At 71.2% G+C, this 19835-nt stretch carries 16 protein-coding genes and 1 pseudogene; 5 read left to right on the plus strand and 12 right to left on the minus strand.

The features are described from left to right. Positions 1–158: 158 nt before the first annotated feature. From RFN52_RS28015 to RFN52_RS28035, 5 genes are all read right to left on the minus strand, one after another. Positions 159–698, minus strand: a complete 540-nt coding sequence (locus RFN52_RS28015; protein WP_184850141.1) for a DUF1990 domain-containing protein — start codon at positions 696–698, stop codon at positions 159–161. Between the two features lie 60 nt (positions 699–758). After that, positions 759–2405, minus strand: coding sequence for a M4 family metallopeptidase (locus tag RFN52_RS28020; protein ID WP_184850143.1), 1647 nt, complete (start codon positions 2403–2405; stop codon positions 759–761). 249 nt (positions 2406–2654) lie between these two features. Then, on the minus strand, positions 2655–4715 hold the full coding sequence (locus tag RFN52_RS28025; protein WP_184850145.1) for a M4 family metallopeptidase: 2061 nt from the start codon (positions 4713–4715) through the stop codon (positions 2655–2657). Positions 4716–5016: 301 nt separating this feature from the next. Beyond that, on the minus strand, positions 5017–6891 hold the full coding sequence (locus RFN52_RS28030) for an ABC transporter ATP-binding protein (protein WP_184850147.1): 1875 nt from the start codon (positions 6889–6891) through the stop codon (positions 5017–5019). Further along, complete coding sequence (locus RFN52_RS28035) at positions 6888–8957, minus strand: ABC transporter ATP-binding protein (protein WP_184850150.1); 2070 nt, start codon at positions 8955–8957, stop codon at positions 6888–6890. Before RFN52_RS28035 ends, RFN52_RS28030 begins: the two co-directional genes overlap by 4 nt. 262 nt (positions 8958–9219) lie before the next feature. Here RFN52_RS28035 and RFN52_RS28040 point away from each other — a divergent pair. The 5 genes and pseudogenes from RFN52_RS28040 to RFN52_RS28060 all read left to right on the plus strand — a co-directional run. Further along, positions 9220–9759 (plus strand): annotated as a pseudogene (locus RFN52_RS28040) (LuxR C-terminal-related transcriptional regulator); the annotation flags it as partial. 212 nt (positions 9760–9971) lie between these two features. Next, on the plus strand, positions 9972–11093 hold the full coding sequence (locus RFN52_RS28045; RefSeq protein ID WP_184850152.1) for a hypothetical protein: 1122 nt from the start codon (positions 9972–9974) through the stop codon (positions 11091–11093). A gap of 71 nt (positions 11094–11164) precedes the next feature. Continuing rightward, a complete protein-coding gene (locus tag RFN52_RS28050; protein ID WP_184850154.1) occupies positions 11165–11773 on the plus strand; it encodes a hypothetical protein in 609 nt (202 codons plus the stop codon). Positions 11774–11980: 207 nt separating this feature from the next. After that, positions 11981–13069: a right-handed parallel beta-helix repeat-containing protein gene (locus tag RFN52_RS28055; RefSeq protein ID WP_184850156.1), complete on the plus strand. Its 1089-nt coding sequence runs from the start codon at positions 11981–11983 to the stop codon at positions 13067–13069. 42 nt (positions 13070–13111) lie between these two features. Further along, on the plus strand, positions 13112–14140 hold the full coding sequence (locus tag RFN52_RS28060) for a methyltransferase (RefSeq protein WP_184850158.1): 1029 nt from the start codon (positions 13112–13114) through the stop codon (positions 14138–14140). Positions 14141–14253: 113 nt separating this feature from the next. On the opposite strand, the gene RFN52_RS28065 is transcribed toward RFN52_RS28060, so the two are convergent. The 7 genes from RFN52_RS28065 to RFN52_RS28095 form a co-directional block, all read right to left on the minus strand. Then, the gene (locus RFN52_RS28065; RefSeq protein WP_184850161.1) at positions 14254–14586 is read right to left on the minus strand and encodes a TcmI family type II polyketide cyclase; all 333 of its coding nucleotides are present in this window, start codon (positions 14584–14586) and stop codon (positions 14254–14256) included. 20 nt (positions 14587–14606) lie between these two features. After that, positions 14607–15086 (minus strand): SRPBCC family protein, encoded by a 480-nt coding sequence (locus RFN52_RS28070; RefSeq protein ID WP_184850163.1) that lies wholly within the window; start codon positions 15084–15086, stop codon positions 14607–14609. Between the two features lies 1 nt (position 15087). Then, positions 15088–15342 carry an acyl carrier protein gene (locus RFN52_RS28075; protein WP_184850165.1) on the minus strand — a complete coding sequence of 85 codons (255 nt, stop codon included), beginning with the start codon at positions 15340–15342 and terminating at the stop codon, positions 15088–15090. Positions 15343–15374: 32 nt separating this feature from the next. After that, positions 15375–16628: a ketosynthase chain-length factor gene (locus RFN52_RS28080; RefSeq protein ID WP_184850167.1), complete on the minus strand. Its 1254-nt coding sequence runs from the start codon at positions 16626–16628 to the stop codon at positions 15375–15377. Next, entirely contained in the window at positions 16625–17893 is a 1269-nt protein-coding gene (locus tag RFN52_RS28085) for a beta-ketoacyl-[acyl-carrier-protein] synthase family protein (RefSeq protein WP_184850169.1), read from the minus strand. Before RFN52_RS28085 ends, RFN52_RS28080 begins: the two co-directional genes overlap by 4 nt. Continuing rightward, entirely contained in the window at positions 17890–18333 is a 444-nt protein-coding gene (locus tag RFN52_RS28090; protein ID WP_033313352.1) for a cupin domain-containing protein, read from the minus strand. Before RFN52_RS28090 ends, RFN52_RS28085 begins: the two co-directional genes overlap by 4 nt. Positions 18334–18401: 68 nt before the next feature. Further along, positions 18402–19559: a SchA/CurD-like domain-containing protein gene (locus RFN52_RS28095; RefSeq protein WP_184850171.1), complete on the minus strand. Its 1158-nt coding sequence runs from the start codon at positions 19557–19559 to the stop codon at positions 18402–18404. Positions 19560–19835: the final 276 nt, after the last annotated feature.

The following is a 19835-nucleotide window of genomic DNA, read 5'->3' on the forward strand; positions in this document are numbered from 1 at the left end:
CCGCGGTTCTTCACATCGTGAGCCTCGTGCGCGCCGCGGTGGCCGTGATCGGAGTGTACTTCACCGGATACCGCCACAACGCCGTCACCGTCCCCATGGAGATCGATTATGGCGCTGCCCACGGCTCCACAGGGCCTGTCGCGCGGTTCCCCGCGCCCCTACGCGGACTCAGGTCCCGGCGCTGCCAAGTTGCGCAGCACGGTGCCGCACCTGCGGGCATACGCGTGCTGGAATCCCCTCGTCGCCGGGCCGCCCGCCTTCGCGTACCACTTGGCCGCCCGGCTGAAGGCGTTCACGGTGAGCCACACCGTGCCGTCGCCCGTGCGGTCGACCACGAAGGACTCCTCGCCGGTCTCCGGGTGGCCGGGCAGCGTGCCGTAGGCCCAGCCCGCCCGGCGGGGTTCCTCGACCGTCCAGACCACGCGGCAGGGGGCCTTGATCATGCCGGCGAGGGTGACGGTGACGTCCACGCCGGGGGCGGCGCGGTCGGCGGTCGCGTCGATGCCCACGCCCATGGCCCGGTGCATCTCCCAGGTCAGGACGGCGTCGGAGGCCCGGCGGAAGACCTCCTCACCCTCGCCGAGGCGGGTGCGCACGTTCATGGGGTGGAAGCCCGGCGGGCAGAAGCCCTGGTCGCGGGTGGCGCCGACGTCGGCGTAGGTGAAGTCCTGCGAATCCGTAGAAGACACGGTCCCCAAGAGTAGGGCGGTACCCGGAGCTGCCTTCGTTCCGGGTACCGCCCTACGGTCATGCCGCGGTCAGCCGACGTTGACGGCCGACCAGGCGGCCGCGACCGCCTTGTACTCGGTGCTGCTCGCGCCGTACAGCGCCGAGGCCGCGTTCAGGGTCGCCGTGCGGGCGGCCGCGTACTTGGTCGTCGACGTCATGTACGTCGTCAGCGCCTTGTACCAGATCTGCAGCGCCTTGGTCCGGCCGATGCCGGTGACCGTGGAGCCGTTGGACGTCGGCGAGTCGTAGGCCACGCCGTTGATGGTCTTCTTCCCGCTGCCCTCGGACAGCAGGTAGAAGAAGTGGTTGGCGGGGCCGGAGGAGTAGTGGACGTCCAGGCTGCCGAGGCCGGCGGACCAGGCGTCGGCGGAGTCACCGTCCTTGCTGGGCTTGTCCATGTAGCGCAGTGGGGTGCCGTCGCCTCGGATGTCGATCTTCTCGCCGATGAGGTAGTCGCCGACATCGGAGGTGTTGTTCGCGTAGAACTCCGCGCCCGCGCCGAAGATGTCGCTCGTGGCCTCGTTCAGACCGCCGGACTCGCCGCTGTAGTTGAGGCCCGCCGTGGCCGACGTCAGGCCGTGGCTCATCTCGTGGGCGGCCACGTCGAGCGAGGTCAGCGGGTGGGTGTTGCCCGAGCCGTCGCCGTAGGTCATGCAGAAGCAGCTGTCCGACCAGAAGGCGTTGACGTAGTTGTTGCCGTAGTGGACGCGCGAGTAGGCGGCCTTGCCGTCGTTGCGGATGCCGCTGCGGCCGAAGGTGCTCTTGTAGAAGTCCCAGGTGACCTGGGCGCCGTAGTGGGCGTCGGCGGCGGCCGTCTCCGCGTTGGACGGGTTGCCGGTGCCCCAGACGTCGTCCGCGCCGGAGAAGAGGGTGCCGGTGCCGGAGGTGCCGCGGTTCAGGTTGTACGTCTTGTGGCCGCCGCGCGTGCCGTCGGTCAGGTTGTACGTCGACCCGGACTTGGTGGTGGTGAGGTCGACCTTGCCGCTGTACGTGGTGGTGCCGGTGCCGGTCTCGATGGCCTGGTACTCGTACAGCTTCTTGCCGCTGGCGGCGTCGGTGACGACGTGGAGTTCGTTCGGCGTGCCGTCCTCCTGGAGGCCGCCGACGACCGTCTCGTAGGCGAGGGTGGGCTTGCCGTCGGCCGCCCAGATCACCTTGCGGGGCGTGGAGTTCGCCTCGGTCTTCTCCGAGCCGGCCGCCTTGGCGAGGGTCACGGCCTGCTTCTCCGCCTTGGCCGCGGTGACGGCCGGCTTGAGCGTGGCGACCTTGAGCGTGGCCTTCGTGGCTCTGGTGACGCCCTTGGCCGCGCCGGACTTCGACTCGTGCACGACGAGGTCGCCGCCGAGGACCGGCAGACCGGCGTAGGTCCGCTCGTAGCGGGTGTGGACGCTGCCGTCGGCGTCCTTCACGACGTCCCTGACTACGAGTTTCTCCTGGGCGCCGAGGCCTATCTCGTCCGCGGTCCGCGTGGCGTCCGCCTGCTGCTCCTGGATGAGCGCGGTGCGGGCGGGCGCGGAGAGCAGGACGGGGGCGGCGGCGAGCGCCGGCTTGCCCGCGGAGTCCGCGGCGACGCTGCTGCCTGGGGTCAGGCCGGTGGTGAGCAGAGCGCCGGCGGCGACGGCGGTGGCGATGGCCAGCGTGGCGCGCTTGTGACGCGCGTAGAGAGGGGAGGTCACACAAGCTCCTAGGTGTGGGGGAAGTGCTGTGGCGCTGTGGTGCTGTGCGGCGTGGGGGAAGAGTGGCACTTGAGACGCGTACATGTCAGGAGTGGGCGTGATGTTGGCCGGAATTCGACGACCAGATGTGCGCGAGGGCACGTCAAACGGACGCCGCCCCGGGGGATTCGAACCCACCGGGGCGACGACCTGACTGGAGAGGCCTACGGGCCTGTGATCCGCGGGCCTACGGGCCTACGGGCCTGCGATCTACGGGAACGTCAGCTTCCAGCTGTTGATGTAGCCGGTGTCGACGGCCGCGTTGTCCTGGACCCGCAGCTTCCAGACGCCGTTGGCCACCTCGGAGGAGGCGTTCACCGTGTAGGTGGTGTTCAGGTTGTCCGCGCTTCCGCCGGTGCCGTACCCCTTCAGGGTGTACGCCGTGCCGTCGGGGGCGACCAGATCCACCTTGAGGTCACCGATGTAGGTGTGCACGATGTCCACCGCGACCTGGAGGTTGGACGGCGCGTTGCCCGTCCGGCCGGAGACGGTGACCGACGACGTGACCGCCGCGCCCCGGTCCGGGATCGCCACGTCGGCGGTGTTCTCGAAGGACGTGCCGCCGCCGCCTCCGTCGCCGGGACGGGTGCCGACGTTGATGCCCGCCCACGCGTGCTGGACCGCCTTGTACTCGGCGCTGTCGGTGCCGTAGAGCTCACCGGTGGCCGCGAGGGTGCCGGTGCGGGCGCCCGCGTAGTTGGTGGTCGAGGTGAACTTCGTGGTGAGCGCGCGGAACCAGATCTTCTCCGCCTTGTCCCGGCCGATGCCGGTGACCGGAAGGCCGTCCGAGGTGGCCGAGTCGTACGTGACACCGTTGATGGTCTTGGTGCCGCTGCCCTCGCTCAGCAGGTAGAAGAAGTGGTTGGCCGGGCCCGACGAGTAGTGCACGTCGATCGAGCCGATGCCCGAGTACCAGCTGTCCTTGGACGCGCCGTCCTTGCTCGGCTTGTCCATGTAGCGCAGCGGCGTGCCGTCGCCGTTGATGTTGATCTCCTCGCCGATGAGGTAGTCACCGACGTCGGAGGAGTTGTTCGCGTAGAACTCGACCGTCGAGCCGAAGATGTCCGAGGTCGCCTCGTTCAGACCGCCGGACTCGCCGCTGTAGTTGAGGCCGGCGGTGTTCGAGGTGAGCCCGTGGGTCATCTCGTGCGCGGCCACGTCGATCGACGTCAGCGGGTTGGCGTTGCCCGAGCCGTCGCCGTAGGTCATGCAGAAGCAGCTGTCCGACCAGAAGGCGTTGACGTAGTTGTTGCCGTAGTGGACCCGGGAGTAGGCGCCCACGCCGTCGCCGCGGATGCCGGAGCGGCCGTGCACGTTCTTGTAGTAGTCCCAGGTGAGGGCGGCCCCGTAGTGCGCGTCGGCGCCCGCGGACTCCAGGTTGGACGGGGTGCCGTTGCCCCAGACGTCGTCCGGTCCGGAGAACAGGGTGCCGGTGCCGGAGGTGCCGCGGTTGAGGTTGTACGTCTTGTGATTGCCGCGGGCGCCGTCGGTGAGGTTGTACGTCGACCCGGACTGGGTGGTGGTGAGGTCGACCGTGCCGGAGTACACCGTGTTGCCGGTGCCGGTCTCGATCGCCTCCCACTCGAACAACTTCTCGCCGGTGGTGGCGTCGGTGACGACGTGCAGTTCCTGCGGGGTGCCGTCGTGCTGGAAGCCGCCGACGACCGTCTCATAGGCCACGACCGGCTTGCCGTTCGCGGCCCAGATCACCTTGCGGGGCGCGCGGTTGATGCCGGCGCCCTTGGCCTCGTCGGCCTCGCCGGCCTTCAGGGCCTGCTGCCGGGCCTTCGCGGCGGACACCGCGGTCTTCGTCGTCGCCGGCTTGATGGCGGCGCGGGTGGCCTTCGCGACGGCCGCGGTGGCGTCCGCCTCGGTGCTCTCGACGACCAGGTCGCCGCCGAGGACCGGCAGGCCGTCGTAGGTGCGCTCGTAGCGCGTGTGCACGGTGCCGTCGCGGTCCTTGAGGACGTCGCGGACGACCAGCTTCTCCTTGGCACCGAGGCCCAGTTCCTCGGCCGTCTCCGCCTTGGCGGCGTCGGCCTCGCGGATCAGCGCGGCGCGCTGGGCGGGAGTGAGCCTGACCGACTCGGAGCCGGGCTTCGCCTTGCTCGCGGCCGACGGTGCCTTCTCCGGGGCTGCGCTGGCGGTGCCGCCCTGGACGGCGGCGGCGATCAGCGCGGCGACGCCGGCGAGGGCCACGGCCGCGGTGCGGCGGGGGGTGTGGGGAGTGCGTCTGTGGGAGGTGCCTCTTCGCGAGGAACTGCTTCTCAACACTGACTCCTTCTGCGGGACCGGGGGTCGCCCGGCCTGGGGAGGTGAAGGTGTTGCTGTGGGGTTCCTGTGGAGCAGTCGTGGGAAGCGTGTCAGGGGAGCGCGCTTTCTGTCAGGACCGCGTCAAAAGTATGGCCGGAAACGGTCCGTTGTCCGGAAGTTCATGTTCGCTATACGGACGCTTCCCCGTCGTCGGGCAGGCCCCGTGCCAGGAGTGCCACAGTGCCGCGCAGGTCCCGCGGCCGCCACCCGCTCGTCGTGCCTGCCCGGTTCGGTCGGCGGGCCGCCTCCCGCCGCCGCCCTACGCCAGACTGTCCCGCCATGCCCGGTGCAGATCCGCGAACCTGCCCGTGCCCGCGATGAGTTCGGACGGTTCGCCGTCCTCCACGATCCGGCCGTGCTCCATCACCAGGACCCGGTCCGCGATCTCGACGGTCGACAGCCGGTGCGCGATGACCACCGCCGTACGGCCCTTCAGCACCGTCGTCATGGCCCGCTGCACCGCACGCTCCCCGGGGACGTCCAGCGAGCTGGTCGCCTCGTCGAGGATCAGCACCGCCGGGTCGGCCAGCAACGCCCGGGCGAACGCCACCAGTTGCCGCTGCCCGGCGGAGATGCGGCCGCCCCGCTTGCGTACGTCGGTGTCGTAGCCGTCGGGCAGGCTGCTGATGAAGTCGTGTGCGCCGATCTCCTTGGCGGCCTGCTCGATCTCCTCGCGGGTGGCGTCCGGGCGGCCGATCGCGATGTTGTCGGCGACCGTGCCGGAGAACAGGAACGCCTCCTGCGTCACCATGACCACCCCGCGCCGCAGCTCGGGCACGGAGAGGTCGCGCAGGTCGACGCCGTCCAGCAGCACCCGGCCGCCGGAGGGGTCGTAGAACCGGGCCAGCAGCTTGGCCAGGGTCGACTTCCCGGCGCCGGTGGAGCCCACGACCGCGACCGTCTGTCCGGCCGGCAGGGTGAGGTCGAACGCGGGCAGCACCTCGCCGCCGGTGCGGTAGCCGAAGCGGACGCCGTCGAAGGCCACCGCGCGGCCGGGGTGCTCGCCTTCGAGCGGCGGGAGCTGCCGGGGGGTGGCCGGCTCGGGGACCGACGGGGTCTGGGCGAGCAGGCCGGCGATCTTCTCCAGCGAGGCCGCCGCCGACTGGTAGGAGTTGAGGAACATCCCGAGCCGGTCGATGGGGTCGTACAGCCGCCGCAGGTACAGGACCGCGGCCGCCAGCACGCCGAGGGCCAGCGTGCCGTCCGCGACCCGGTAGCCGCCCCACAGCACGATCGATGCGACCGCCGTGTTGGCGACCAGCCGCGAGCCGGTGACGTAGCGGGCCATCTCCAGCAGCGCGTCGCCGTTGACCCGTTCGTGCCGCCGGTTGAGCACGCCGAAGTCCGTGTCGTTGGCGGCCTCGCGGCGGAAGGCGCGCACCGGCCGGATGCCGTTCATCGTCTCGACGAACTTGACGATGACGGCCGCGATGGCCGTCGACCGCGCCCGGTACACCCGGGCGGCCCGCCGCCGGTACCAGCGCACGAGCGCGTACAGCGGCACCAGGGACGCCACCGCCACGCCCCCGAGACCCAGGTCGAGCCAGAGCAGCATCGCCGAGATGTAGACGAAGGAGAGGATGACCGTCACGAGCTCCTGGAGGCCCTCGTCCAGCAGCTCGCGCAGGGACTCCACGTCGGCCGTGGAGCGGGAGATGAGCCGGCCCGAGGTGTAGCGCTCATGGAAGTCGACGCTCAGCGCCTGCGCGTGGCGGAAGATCCGGCCGCGCAGGTCGAGCAGCACGTCCTGGCTGACCCGGGCCGCGGCGGCGACGAACGCGAACTGCAGCCCGCCCGCGGCCAGTGCGCACCCCAGATAGCCGGCGCCCACCGCGATCAGCGGACCGTGGTCCTGCGCCCGGAAGGCCGGTACGGCACGGTCGATGGCGTACGCCACGAGCAGCGGGCCCGCCTGTACGACCGCCTGCTGGAGCAGCAGCAGGAACGTGGTGACCGCGACCCGGGCCTTCATGGGCGCGAGCAGGGAACGCAGCAGGGCTCCGGTGGCGCCCGGCGGAGTGGGCAGGACGTCCCGGTCGAAGGGGTCGCCGGCTGTGGCGGGCCGGTCGTCCGGTTGCCGGCCGGGCCGGTCGTCGGGTTTGTCGCCGGCCGGTGCGCCGGTGGCCACCGTCATCGGGCGCCCTCCTCTTCCCCTGACATCAGATACGCGTACTCGGCGTTCGTGCGCAGCAGTTCGTGGTGGGTGCCGACCGCGGCGATCCTCCCGCCGGACAGCAGCGCGACACGGTCGGCGAGCAGCACGGTGGAGGGGCGGTGCGCCACGATCAGGGCGGTTGTGTCCGCGAGGACCTGCCGCAGGGCGGCCTCCACGGCGGCCTCCGTGTGCACGTCCAGGGCCGACAGCGGGTCGTCCAGGACGAGGAACTCCGGCTGCGCGACGACGGCCCGGGCGAGCGCGAGGCGCTGGCGCTGGCCGCCGGAGAGGCTGAGGCCCTGCTCGCCCACCGGGGTGTCCGTCCCCTGGGGCAGGGAGTGCACGAAGCCGGCCTGGGCGACGGCGAGCGCGCGCTCCAGGTCGGCATGGCCGGCGGTGTCCTTCGCCCCCATGAGAACGTTGTCGCCCACCGAGGCGGAGAACAGCGTGGGCTCCTCGAAGGCCACGGCGACCTTGGCGCGCAGCGCCTCCCTGGACAGGCCGGTGATGTCGGCGCCGTCGAGGGTGATGCGGCCCGAGGTCAGCTCGTACAGGCGGGGGATGAGCGCGGTGAGGGTGGTCTTCCCGCTGCCGGTGGCACCGACCAGCGCCATGGACTCGCCCGGACGGATGTGCAGGTCGATGTGCTGAAGGACGGGCAGGCTGTCGGACGGGGCGTCGGGGTAGCGGAACCGGACGTCGTGGAAACGGAGCCCCTTTTCCTGGACGGTCGCCGAGCCGGGGCGGGGTCCGGTGCCGGAGGGCGAGCCGGAGCCAGACCCGAAGGCCGGGGCGAAGCCCGCGTCGGAGGCCGGGGCGCGGCCGGAGCCGGAACGAGAGCGGGAGCCGTTGCCGGAGCCCGGGGCGGAGCGGGTGCCGGGGCCGGAAGCGGAGCCGAGGCCTGGGGTGGAACCGGAGCCGGGGCCCTGGGCGGAGCCCGTGCCGGAGCCGGAGCCGGAGCCGGTGCCGGGGGCGGAGCCCGAGTCGGCGTCCGGGGCGGAGCCGGTGCCCGGGCCCGGGGTCGCGGCCGCGGCCGGGGTGCCGCCAGCCCCCTCCACCTCCGCGTCCATCACCTCGAAGTACCGCTCCGTCGCCGTCGCCGCCTCCTGGCTCATCGCCAGCAGGAAACCGATCGACTCCACCGGCCACCGCAGCGCCAGCGCCGTCGACAGGAACGCCACCAGCGTCCCGGCCGACAGGACACCGTCGGCCACCTGGACGACCCCCACCACCAGAGCCGCCCCGATCGCCACCTCCGGCAGCGTCACGATGACGCCCCAGATCGTCGCCAGCAGCCGCGCCTTGCGCAGTTCCGTGCCGCGCAGCGTCTTCGACAGGTCCCGGAACGCCCGCTCCTGGCTCCGGTGGCGGCCGAAGCCCTTGATGATGCGGATGCCGAGCACACTCTCCTCGACGACCGTCGTCAGGTCGCCGACCTGGTCCTGGGCGCGGCGGGCCAGCTTCGCGTAACGCCTCTCGAAGATCACGCACGTGACCATGACGGGGACGGCGGGCCCGAGGATGACCAGCCCCAGCGTCCAGTCCTGGAGCAGCATGATGATCACGCCGACCAGGATCGTCACCCCGTTGACCAGGAGGAACGTCAGCGGAAACGCGAGGAACATGCGCAGCAGCATCAGGTCCGTCGTCCCCCGGGAGAGCAACTGCCCCGAGGCCCACCGGTCGTGGAAGGCCACCGGCAGCCGCTGGAGGTGCCCGTACAGAGCCGCCCGCATCGACGCCTCGACATGCGAGAGCGGCCGGGCCACCAGCCACCTCCGCAGCCCGAACAACAGGGCCTCCGTGAAGCCGAGCAGCAGCAGGAACAGCGCGCCGAGCCACACGCCCGCCGGGTCCCGGTCGGCGATCGGCCCGTCCACCATCCACTTCAGGGCGAGCGGGATCACCAGGCCCACGCAGGAGGCGACTATGGCGACCAACGCGGCACCGAACAGCCGCGCCCGCACGGGCCGCACGTACGGCCACAGGCGCAGCAGCGTACGCACGGCGGAACGGTCCTGGGCGGGGGCTGGTGTCGTGGCCATCAGCAGCGAGCCTACGGTTCGCCACTGACACTGCCCACCGAGTTTCCGCCGGACCCGGGTCGGCCGTTGGTCCTACGACCTGGGGGTACCTCCCTGCCCGAGCGAAGCCGAGAGCTTGAGGGGCGACGGGTCGTACGGCCGCACCGGCCGGGTCGTAGGGCCGCATCAACCGATCGGCTGATGTCCGTTCGAGCGCGACGGCCGATGTGGCGGACCCCGCCCCGCCGGGACCCTCTTCGTATGCCGACCGCACCCGTCATCGGGCGAGGCACCGAACGGCGTCGAGGTGGTCTCGCTCGCCGCGGGCCTCGACCCGGACGTGAACCTGATGGATCTGCGCATGCCGGGCGGCGGGGGAGTGGACGCCATCCGCGAACTGGGCCGCACCGGCGCCCGCGCCAAGGTCCTCGTCCTCACCACCTACGACACCGACTCCGACACCCTCCCCGCGATCGAGGCGGGTGCGACCGGCTATTTCCTGAAGGACGCCCCGCGCGAGGAGCTGTTCTCGGCGGTCCGGGCGGCATCGGAAGGCCACACGGTCCTCTCCCCGGCGGTGGCCTCCCGCCTGGTCTCCGCGGTCCGTACGCCCAGGGCCCCCGGCAACGAGCCGCTCTCCGCCCGGGAACGCGAGGTCCTGGCCCTGGTGGCCAAGGGCACCTCCAACCGCGAGATCGCCCGCGAACTGTTCATCAGCGAGGCGACCGTGAAGACCCACCTCACCCACCTCTACGCCAAGCTCGGCGCCAACGACCGCGCGGCGGCGGTCGCGGTCGCCTACGACCGGGGGATCCTCGGCTAGAAGACCCATGAGTGTGATCCCGGCCCCGGCGATCATGCTCATCGCTCCCCACCCTCCCCGCCCGCCGACCTCGCGCGCAGCGGAGCCCGGGCCTGACGGCAGAATGATCTCGGCCGACTGCAGGTCGGTCACGACACAGGAACGGCGTGCCAAGAGCGAGGACTTTCACCCGGGTTCGGCGCGCTGCATGATCAAGAGAACGGGGAATGTTCGTGGGACGCCTTGTCCAGGCCGGAATAGCGGCTGGAGCCGCGCTGCTGCTCACCGCGTGCGGCGGTGGAGCTGAGGAAGACGGGGAGAGCGCGGCCGACGGCGGCAGTATGAAGAAGCCCGCGGACGCCGCGGCCGCGTCGCTGGCACAGAAGAGCTCCCTGACGGTGGCGTGGTGCCACGAGATACCGCAGGGCGAGGACGATGTCCTGTACGGGCTGACCCTGCGCTCGTACTCGGTGAAGGACGGGTCCGTGGTCGCGGAGCGCCAGACGGTCCTGCCCGCCGACGTGGTACCCGAGAGGGTGTGCGAGAGCGACAACGGTGGGGCCGGCTTCGCCTTCGACAAGGATTTCTCGATGGTCGCGGGTATCAAGGAGGCGGATCTCAAGAAGCGGGCCGGAGCGTACGACCTCGCCGGCGGCGAGGAGGTCTCTCCGCCGCCCGCAGACGAATTCACCGAGCGCCCCGACAACGCAGGTGCCGCCTTCCACCCCACGACCGGGCTGCTCTGGGTGAGACAGGGCGTCTACGAAGGCGAGACCGATTACAGCGTGCGTGACGCCAGGAAGGGCTACTCGACCGAGAAGACCCTGAGCGACAACGCCGCCTTCAGCCAGGACGCCACCACGACCGCCACCGCACAGGCGGCGACCGGCAACCCTCATGCGCTCACGCCCAACGGCAGCGTGGAGGCCTGGTGGAACGATGACGACCTGCGGACCAGCGGAATCGGGCTGAGCCGTGTCACGCCGCCGGGCAAGGACACCGAGTTGATCGAGGCCAAGGGGCTCGACGACGGGCTCGCCTGCGAGCCCGCGTTCTGGCGCACCAACACGTCCCTGGTATGCAGCCTGCGGGAAATCACCTTCACGTCCGACTACACGTCGGTTGAGAAGGACGAGGAACTGGTCCCCGCCAACGACCGCACCAACGGCATCCCGGTCGCGTCCCCGGACGGCAAGGCCTTCGCGTTCATCTCTGAGGGCGAGGGCGACCAACTGGCGCTGTTCCGCGTGGCCTTCGCGGCCGGTGGTACCGCTCAGCCGGTGAAGGTCGCCGACCTGGAGGCGCCCCTCGACGGCGCCCGCGACCACATCGAGACGCTGGTCCGCTGGAACTGATCCGGTAGCCGATGATGACCGGTCAGAAACGATCGAATGTGGCTACAGAACAACCAACGGGGAGAGGGAACATGCGCACGTGGACGACTCGCGCAGTACCGGCTGCGGTGGGAGCCCTGGCGCTCACCGCCGCACTGACGGGCTGCAACGACTCGGCGACGGGTAAGGCCAAGAGCACCGGGACACCGGAGGCGGACGGCAAGGCGACCAACGCCCGGACCGTCTACCGTCTGGGCGAGGCCAGTCCGCCGCAGGAGTCCGGCATGACGCGGTCGAAGGGCAGCACGTTCACGGTCACCCCCGTCAAGGTGGAGACCGGCACGAAGGCCGACGTGGAGAAGTCCGGCGTGAAGCTGGACAAGAGCGACGGCCCACAGGTGCCCGTGTACGTGACGGTCAAGTACGCCCACGAGAGCGGCAAGGCCATGCTGCTGGGGGACATGGATGACGACCTGGTCGTCAGGACGAGCGCGAACCAGCGCACCAAGGCGCTCCTCGTCATCCTGGGCCAGGCCACGTGGCCGAACTGCCCCGCGCCGGACACCGAGAAGCAGCTGGGCGCCGGACAGTCCGAGACGGTCTGCACCGCGTTCCTCATCCCCGCGAGCCAGACGCCGGCCGCCGTCGAACTGACCCAGGGCTACTACAAGCCGCCGCTGGAGTGGCCGGTCAAGAACTGACCTCGATCGGTGGGCCGGTCCGGGAGAAGGCTGCCTTGGCGATCGACGGCCAGGGCATCCCTCCCAGCGCAGGCTCCGGGCCGGCCCCCGGACGGCCGCCGCGGTCGGGAGACGGGCGGTCGAGGACAGCAGGCCGGGCCCCGGGTGCCACGCCGCCGGATGGCCCATCCCGCCGATTTACGACCTTTGCCCCCTAATCTGCGCGATATGAATAAATGTCATATCGCACCTCTGGCATGCGCGGCGGCGCTGCTCGGGACGGGCCTCGGCGCCGCCGCGCCGACCGCCACCCACACGGTCCATCTGGTGAGACCGGGGGAGTCGATCCAGAAGGCGGTCGACTCCGCCCGGCCGGGCGACACTGTTCTGCTCGCCCGCGGCACCCACCGCGAGAGCGTCAGCGTGAGCACGCCCGGACTCACCCTGCGCGGCATGGGCCGCGGCACGGTCCTCCGCCCGCAGGCGGGGGCCGGCGCCGCGACCGCACCGGACGCCGGGGGGGCCGCCGCCGGCTGCGCCGCGGCCGGCAACGGCATCTGCGTCGAGGGCACGCGGGACCACAACGTCGACGGCGTCACCATCGCCTCCCTGACGGTGAGGGGCTTCGGCAAGTCCGGCATCCACGCCCGTGAGGCCGACGGACTGACCGTGCAGAACGTCCACGCCGTCGAGAACGGGGTGTGGGGCATCGCCACGGAGCAGTCGGCCCGCGGGACGTTCCGCGGCAACACCGCCCGGGACAACGGAGACGCGGGCCTGTTCCTCGCCAACACGGTCACGGAGGAACTGGGGGCCATGGACACCGGGGGGACGGTGGTCGAGCACAACCGGCTGCAGGGCAACCGGATCGGCGCCACCGTCCGCCGGCTGCGCAACCTGACGGTCTCGGACAACCACCTCACGGGCAACTGCGCGGGCCTGTTCGTCGTCGGCGACGAGAACAAGCCCAAGGCCGGCCTCGTGACCGTGCGCGAGAACCGCATCGAACGCAACAACAAGTCCTGCCCGAAGACCGCCCGGCTGGACGCCCTGCAGGGATCCGGCATCGTCCTGACGGGCACCGAGGACAACCTGGTCACCCACAACGTGATCAGGGACAACGTCGGCACGTCCCCGCTGTCGGGCGGCATCGTCGTGTTCAAGAGCTTCGTCGGCACCACCAGCGAGCGCAACCGGGTCAGCGACAACCTGCTGCAGGGCAACGCTCCGGCGGACCTGGTCAACACGGACCCGGGTCAGGGCAACACCTTCCAGGGCAACACCTGCCGGCTGTCCCAGCCCGCCGGCCTGTGCTGACCACCCTCCACCGTTGACGTGATCGAAGTAGGAAGGCGGCACATGACGACCACCCAGCCCGCGCCTCCGCCGTCCATGCGGCTGCGGGAACTCGCCTTCGGTGCGGCATGCGCCGCCGCCCTGCGCGCGGCCGCCCGTCTGGGAATCGCCGACGTCCTCGGCGAGGACCCCATGGCCGCGGAGGACATCGCGGCCGCGGTGAAGACCGAACCCGGACCGCTGCGACGGCTCCTGCGAGCCCTGTCCTGCCACGGCGTCTTCACGGAACGCCCGGACGGGACGTTCGCGCACACCGACGTCTCCCGGCTGCTGCGCGAGGACGACCCCCACAGCCTGCGCGCCATCACGCTGTGGTGCACCGAGCCGTGGACCTGGGACGTCTGGCCGAAGCTGGACGAGGCGGTGCGCACCGGCCGCAACGTGGTGGAGGACCTGTACGGCAAGGAGTTCTTCCCCTACCTCAACGAGGACGCCCCGGAGTCGGCGGACGTCTTCAACCGCGCCATGACGACCTCCAGCGTGCAGTCGGCGCAGGACGTCGCCGCGTTCCTCGACCTCACGGGATGCACCTCGGTGGCCGACGTCGGCGGCGGCCAGGGGCACGTCGTGGCGAGCCTGCTCGACAAGTACCCGGACCTGCGCGGGACGCTGCTCGACCTCCCCCGGGTGGTGGAGAACGCCGTCCCGAGACTGCGCACGGGCGGCGACCTCGCGGACCGCGCGCACGTCGTGCCCGGCGACGTCCGGACGGCCGTCCCGGTGAAGGCCGACGTCTACGTGATCAAGAACATCCTGGAGTGGGACGACGAGAGCACCACCCGCACGCTGCGCAACGTCCGCGAGGCCGGCGGCCCCGGGACGCGCGTGGTGGTCATCGAGAACCTCGTCGACGACTCGCCCTCGATGCGGTTCAGCACCGCGATGGACCTGCTGCTGCTCCTCAACGTCGGCGGGGCCAAGCACACCCGGCAGAGCATGGTGGACCGGCTCACCGAGGCCGGCCTGGTCATCGACGACATCAGCCCGGTCAACCCCTATCTGCACGCGTTCGACTGCCACATCCCCGGCTGATCCGACCGCTTCCCGGGGGACCCGGTGATCCCGGGACTCCCCGGTGCAGATGCACAAACGGCCGCCGGGTCCGCGACGCTGCGGACCCGGCGGCCGTCTCGTGCCGGCGGCGGTCAGCCGGCCGGCTCGCGCTCCCAGAGGTAGAAGCGCTGCGCCATGGCGTCCTTCGGGGAACGCCAGGTCGCGGGGTCGTACGCGCTGACGTACGCGGACAGGCGCTCGCTGACGTCCCGGAACTCGGGATGGCCGGTGATCTTGGCGATGGCCGGCCCGGGGTCGCGCTCGGCCTCGATCAGGTGCAGGTACACATCGCCGAACTGGAAGAGGCTGCGCCGGGTCACACCGACGAGGTGCGGCAGCTCCCCCCGGTCGGACTCCTCGAACACCTTGGCGATGTCGGGCGCCGACCCCGGGGCCATGCGGGCGACGATCAGGGCTTGGTGCATGGGACTGTTCTCCGTCCGGCTCAGTCGGTCAGACCGGCACTCGCACCGCGCTCCGCGGCGATCTTCTCGACGCGCTCACGGATCAGGGCCATCTGCACCTTGGAGTTCCGGTTGATGTTGTCCGTCATCCACGCGTCGTCGACCGGCGCGTCCGGCTTCATCGCGAAGTCCTGCGTCCAGACCATCCGCGTGCCGGCCGGGACCTCCTCGTACCGCCAGTGGATGTCCATGTGGGCGAAGGGTCCCGTCTCGACGCGGCGGGCCTTGACGGTGAGCGCGTCGCGGTCCGGCTCGCGCTCGGAGACCCAGCTCCACACGGTGCCGTTCTCGTCCGGGTGCATCGTCAGCCGGAAGGTCGTCCTGTGGCCCTCCCGGGAGAGGATCTCGACGGAGGCGTACTCGCTGAACAGCTGCGGCCAGTTCTCCAGGTCGTTGGTCACCTCCCAGACCAGGTCCACCGGCGCGGCGATGGTGATCTCGTTCTGTGTGTGTCCGGTCATGTCACGCTCCTGCCAGGAGGGCACCGTTGACGAGGTCGAGGAACTGCCGGGGCGTCTTGGAGCGTTCGGCGTCGGTCGGCATCGGCGTGCCGTACCGGTTCTCCAGCTCGCCCACGATGCCCAGCAGGCCCAGCGAGTCGACGCCGAGGCTTTCGAAGGCCGTCCCGTCGCGGCGGAGTTCCTCCGGGGCGACGGTGACACCGGTGCACTTCTTCATGAGTTCGGACAGCTCTTCCACCGAGATGCGGTCGTTCATGCCATTCCCTTCCTTGCCGGTTCCACGGCGCCTCACGACGAGGCGTCGGCGGCGCCGTGCCTCAGCACCAGCGCCGAGTTCGACCCCATGAGTCCCCGGCTCAGCACCAGCGCCGTGCGTACCTCGGCGGTACGGGCCCGGCCTGTCACGAGGTCGAGGTCGTGGCAGATGTCGAAGACGTTGGGGGTGGGCGGGATCAGACCGTGCTCCATCGACAGCACCGCCGCCGCGGCGTCCATCAGCGGCGCCGCGCAGTAGCCCCGGCCGATGCCGGTCTTCGGCGCGGTGACGGGCACCCGGGTGCCATGGGCCCCGAGAGCGTCGGCGATGGCCAGGGCCTCCGCCCGGTCCGCCTCCGGTACGCCGAGGGCGTCGGCGAACACCACGTCGATCTCCTCGGGGGCGCAGCCGGCCTCCGCCAGAGCACCCCGGACGGCCTGGGCGAGTCCTTCCCGGGACTCCTCCCAGCGGGAGGCCCCCGTGAAGGTCGCCGCGTGTCCGGCCAGGTGGGCCCGCACGGGCGCGCCCCGCTCCCGGGCTGTGCCCTCCGCCTCCACCACGACCATGGCGCCCCCCTCAGCGGGCACGAACCCGCAGGCCGCGGACGTGAACGGGCGGTAGGCACGGGTCGGGTCGTCGACCGTGCTGAGTTCCTCGTAGCCGAGCTGGCAGACCACCGAGTAGGGCGCGATCGGCGCCTCGGTCGCCCCGGCCACGATCACATCGGTGCCGCGCCGTACGGCTCGTGCCGCGTGGGCGAGGGCGTCCAGGCCGCCGGCCTCGTCGGCGGCGACGACCGAGCAGGGGCCCTTGAAACCGCGGCGGATGGAGATCTGGCCGGTGCTGGCGGCATAGAACCAGGCGATGGACTGGTACGGACCGACGAAGCGACTGCCCTTGCCCCACAGCTGCTGGAGCTCGCGCTGTCCGAACTCGCCGCCGCCGGAACCGGCCGCGGTGACCACACCGACGGAGAACGGCACCTCGTCGGTCACGGACCGGGGGAGCCGGGCGTCGTCGAGCGCGAGGTCGGCCGCCGCCATCGCGAAGTGCGTGAACCGGTCGGTCTGGACCAGGAAGCGCTCCTCGATCGCCGCCGACGGGTCGAAGCCGCGCACCTGGCCCGCCACCCGCAGCGGCAGATGCTCACAGCCCTCCCGGGTGACGCGGTCCAGGACGCTGATGCCCTCCCTGGTGGACTTCCAGAAGGTCTCGGTACTGGATCCGTTGGGCGCGACCACACCGATACCCGTGACGGCCACGCGCTGTGGACGAGGTTCGCTCATCGTGACGTCTCCCTCGGCCGGTTCATGACCACCGCGGACTGGAAGCCGCCGAATCCGCTGCCCACCGAGAGCACGCTGTCGAGCTTGCGCTCCCTCGCCTCGCGGGGGACGTAGTCCAGGTCGCACTCGGGGTCGGGGGTCTCGTAGTTCGCGGTCGGCGGCACCACCTGGTGCGTCAGGGCCAGCACACAGGCGACGAGTTCGATCGCTCCGATGGCGCCCAGGGAGTGGCCCACCATCGACTTGATGGAACTCATGGGGGTTTCGTAGGCGTGCGGTCCCAGGACCCGCTTGACCGCTGCGGTCTCGTGGCGGTCGTTCTGCTTGGTGCCCGAGCCGTGCGCGTTGACGTAGTCGATCGCGGTGGGGTCGAGCCGCGCGTGGTCGAGGGCGTCGTCGATGGCGCGGGCCATCTCCACGCCCTCGCTGGTGAGGCCGGTCATGTGGTAGGCGTTGCCGAAGGTGGCGTAGCCGCCGAGTTCGCAGTACACGCGCGCACCGCGGGCCCTGGCGTGTTCGAGCTCCTCCAGGACGAGTACGGCGCCGCCCTCGCCCATGACGAATCCGTCGCGGTCGGCGTCGAAGGGACGCGAGGCGTGGGCCGGGTCGTCGTTGTTCGGGGAGGTGGCCTTGATCGCGTCGAAGCAGGCCATGGTGATCGGGGAGATCGGCGAGTCCGAGGCGCCGGCTATGCAGATGTCGGCCCGGCCTTCCTCCACGGTGTGGAAGGCGTAGCCGACCGCGTCGAGCCCGGAGGTGCAGCCCGTGGACACGGTCTGCACCGGGCCGCGCGCTCCGAACCGCTCCGCCACCGTCGAGGCGAGGGCGCCGGGCGTGAACGCCCGGTGCAGGTCGGGGCCCGCTTCCCGGTGGTCCACGTCCCAGCGCTGCCCGCCGTGGCTGACCAGCACGTAGTCGTGCTCCAGCCGGGTGGTGCCGCCGACCGCGGTGCCGAGCGAGACGCCGACGCGCCAGGGGTCCTCGGCGGCGAGATCGAGACCGGCGTCCCGTACCGCCTCGTCGCCCGCGACCATGGCGAACTGGATGTAGCGGTCGCTTCGTTCCACGTCCCGCGGGTCCAGGCCGTGGGCAGTGGGGTCGAAGTCGCACTCGGCGGCGATCCGCGACCGCAGACCGGACGGGTCGAAGAACGTGATGGCCCGTGTCGCGGTGCGCCCGGCCGCCAGGAGGTTCCAGAACGCCGGTACGCCTATGCCCCCGGGAGCGACGATGCCTATGCCGGTGACCGCCACTCGCCTGGTCATGAGTGGACCTGACGTCGTGCGGCAGCCTCCGCTCCCACCACCGCGGACTCGGCGTCGGTCTCCTCGGTGTCGACGTGGCCCAGCGGCGGACTCGGCGCCAGGGGGCCGAGGTGGAAGACCAGCCTGGCCTCCTCCTTGCCGACATTGCGGAAGCGGTGGCGCACGTTGACGGGGATCAGCAGCCCCTGCTCGGGCCGGAGCGGGTGCGGCTCGCCGTCCAGGTCCACCTCGAGCTGCCCGCACACCACGTACACGAACTCCTCGGAGTACGGGTGGTAGTGCTCACCGATTCGGTCACCGGGTTCGATGAGCGCCACGCCCATGAATCCACTGGTGGCGCCCACCGCGGCCGGAGTGAGCATGGCGCGCAGGTCACCGCCTCGGCGGCGGTTGGGCTCGACGTCGCTCAGGCTCACGATGTTGGGACGAGATGTGATCACGCGTTCCTCCGTTGAGGTGCTGCGCCACCGCGGGAGAGGCGGCGTCGCCCCTCCCGCCGGATGGCGAATCAGGCGTCGGGCGACCGGCGGTCGGTGACGAGATCCATGCGCGCCAGTTCGAGCAGGCGGGCGAGGCTGCCGTCCTTCGACATGGCCACGTCCATGTCCGCGACGTCGTCCAGGAGCGTCGTCAGCTCGGTCACCTGCGCCGAGTCGGACAGACCGAGGATGTGGCCGGGGCCGGCCTCCTCGATCGAGCCGTGCACGTCGATCAGCCGTACGACGACGTCGTCGCGCTGGAAGATCGTGCTGCGCAGGACCGGGCTGCGCGGGTCGTCCGCGGCCGTCTCGTCCCGATGGGCCAGGAGTTCGGCGAGCTGCATGCCGCGCTCCGGCCGCGCCGGGTAGTACAGGGCGTACCGCTCGCCCTGCGGCTCCTGCCGCCCCGCCGTCACATGGTGGACGGCCGGCAGCGCGGCCCTGGTGAAGAAGACCCGGGCGGATTCGGGGTCGCCCAGGTCCCGGTCCTGTTCGAGGTGGGGATTGATCGCCTCCTCGACGGCCCGCACCTCGGGCTGCCGGGCGACGTGGCGCAGCGCGGCCAGCAGGTCGCCCCGCACCTCGACGGCCCGCACCACCCGGTTGCCGTGCATGAACAGGGAGGTGCGGCACAGCCGGGTGCTGTCGTCGACCTTCGGCTCGGGCGAGTCGTAGTCGGCGAGGATCTTGGCCACGATCTCCTCGCTGCCCGGCTTCACGGTGAACGTGAGCGCGTGCCGGATCACACCGTCACCGATTCGGGGCGCCGTCTGGAGGCGGCGCTCCGCCTGGTCGGCGCCCTTCGCCGGTCCGCCGGTCTCGCGGACGACGTGGAAGCGCAGCGACCGCGTGTCGCGCACGCAGCTGTGCAGCGGCTCCACCATCCGCACGTGCTCCTCGCTGTTGACCCAGGCGAGGAACGGCGGGGCGCTCTCCCACTCACTCGTGATGAGCCACTGGGAGGGATTCTCGATCGACTGGCACAGCTGGTCGCTGACATGCCCGGGGACGGACGCGACCTGGTTGCACAACTGTTCGTAAGCCTCGAGGAACTCCTGCTGGGCCCCGTCGTGGACGTCGACCAGAAGGACGACGCGGAGCCGGGAACCGTCGAACACGGACTGGGAGACATGGTGCGAGGCCTGTCGCGCCCGCGAACCTGCCCCCCGTTCGGACGTGGTGTTCATCCTGCGCACATCTCCTTCGCGGCGGGGAACGTGAACGCCGGCCGCAGGGATGCGACGTCGGCGTTCCTCGATCCTGTGGCCGTCCCCGCACATCGCGCGACTCGGACGGCGTCCGCGGGTGACCGGGTCGAGTGGCCGCCGGACGGGACGGGTCAGGACAACCGGGCCGTCCGCGTGGTCCGCGGCCTGCCGGTCGCGGTCCCCCGTCCGGGTGATGCGGGCGTGGCCGCCCGCCCCTCAGCACCCGTCGGGGGACTCGCCGCTTCGGAGCCCGGG

Origin of the sequence: Streptomyces collinus, from assembly GCF_031348265.1 — a bacterium.
GTDB classification, from domain to species: Bacteria; Actinomycetota; Actinomycetes; order Streptomycetales; family Streptomycetaceae; genus Streptomyces; species Streptomyces collinus.

Bases quoted from the DNA above. Each gene is read 5' to 3' on its own strand.
- RFN52_RS28065 (WP_184850161.1), bottom strand. From the start codon at position 14,586: ATGCACCAAGCCCTGATCGTCGCCCGCATGGCCCCGGGGTCGGCGCCC.
- RFN52_RS28080 (WP_184850167.1), bottom strand. From the start codon at position 16,628: ATGAGCGAACCTCGTCCACAGCGCGTGGCCGTCACGGGTATCGGTGTG.
- RFN52_RS28055 (WP_184850156.1), top strand. From the start codon at position 11,981: ATGAATAAATGTCATATCGCACCTCTGGCATGCGCGGCGGCGCTGCTC.
- RFN52_RS28075 (WP_184850165.1), bottom strand. From the start codon at position 15,342: ATGAACGACCGCATCTCGGTGGAAGAGCTGTCCGAACTCATGAAGAAG.
- RFN52_RS28085 (WP_184850169.1), bottom strand. From the start codon at position 17,893: ATGACCAGGCGAGTGGCGGTCACCGGCATAGGCATCGTCGCTCCCGGG.
- RFN52_RS28035 (WP_184850150.1), bottom strand. From the start codon at position 8,957: ATGGCCACGACACCAGCCCCCGCCCAGGACCGTTCCGCCGTGCGTACG.
- RFN52_RS28060 (WP_184850158.1), top strand. From the start codon at position 13,112: ATGACGACCACCCAGCCCGCGCCTCCGCCGTCCATGCGGCTGCGGGAA.
- RFN52_RS28070 (WP_184850163.1), bottom strand. From the start codon at position 15,086: ATGACCGGACACACACAGAACGAGATCACCATCGCCGCGCCGGTGGAC.
- RFN52_RS28095 (WP_184850171.1), bottom strand. From the start codon at position 19,559: ATGAACACCACGTCCGAACGGGGGGCAGGTTCGCGGGCGCGACAGGCC.
- RFN52_RS28030 (WP_184850147.1), bottom strand. From the start codon at position 6,891: ATGACGGTGGCCACCGGCGCACCGGCCGGCGACAAACCCGACGACCGG.
- RFN52_RS28050 (WP_184850154.1), top strand. From the start codon at position 11,165: ATGCGCACGTGGACGACTCGCGCAGTACCGGCTGCGGTGGGAGCCCTG.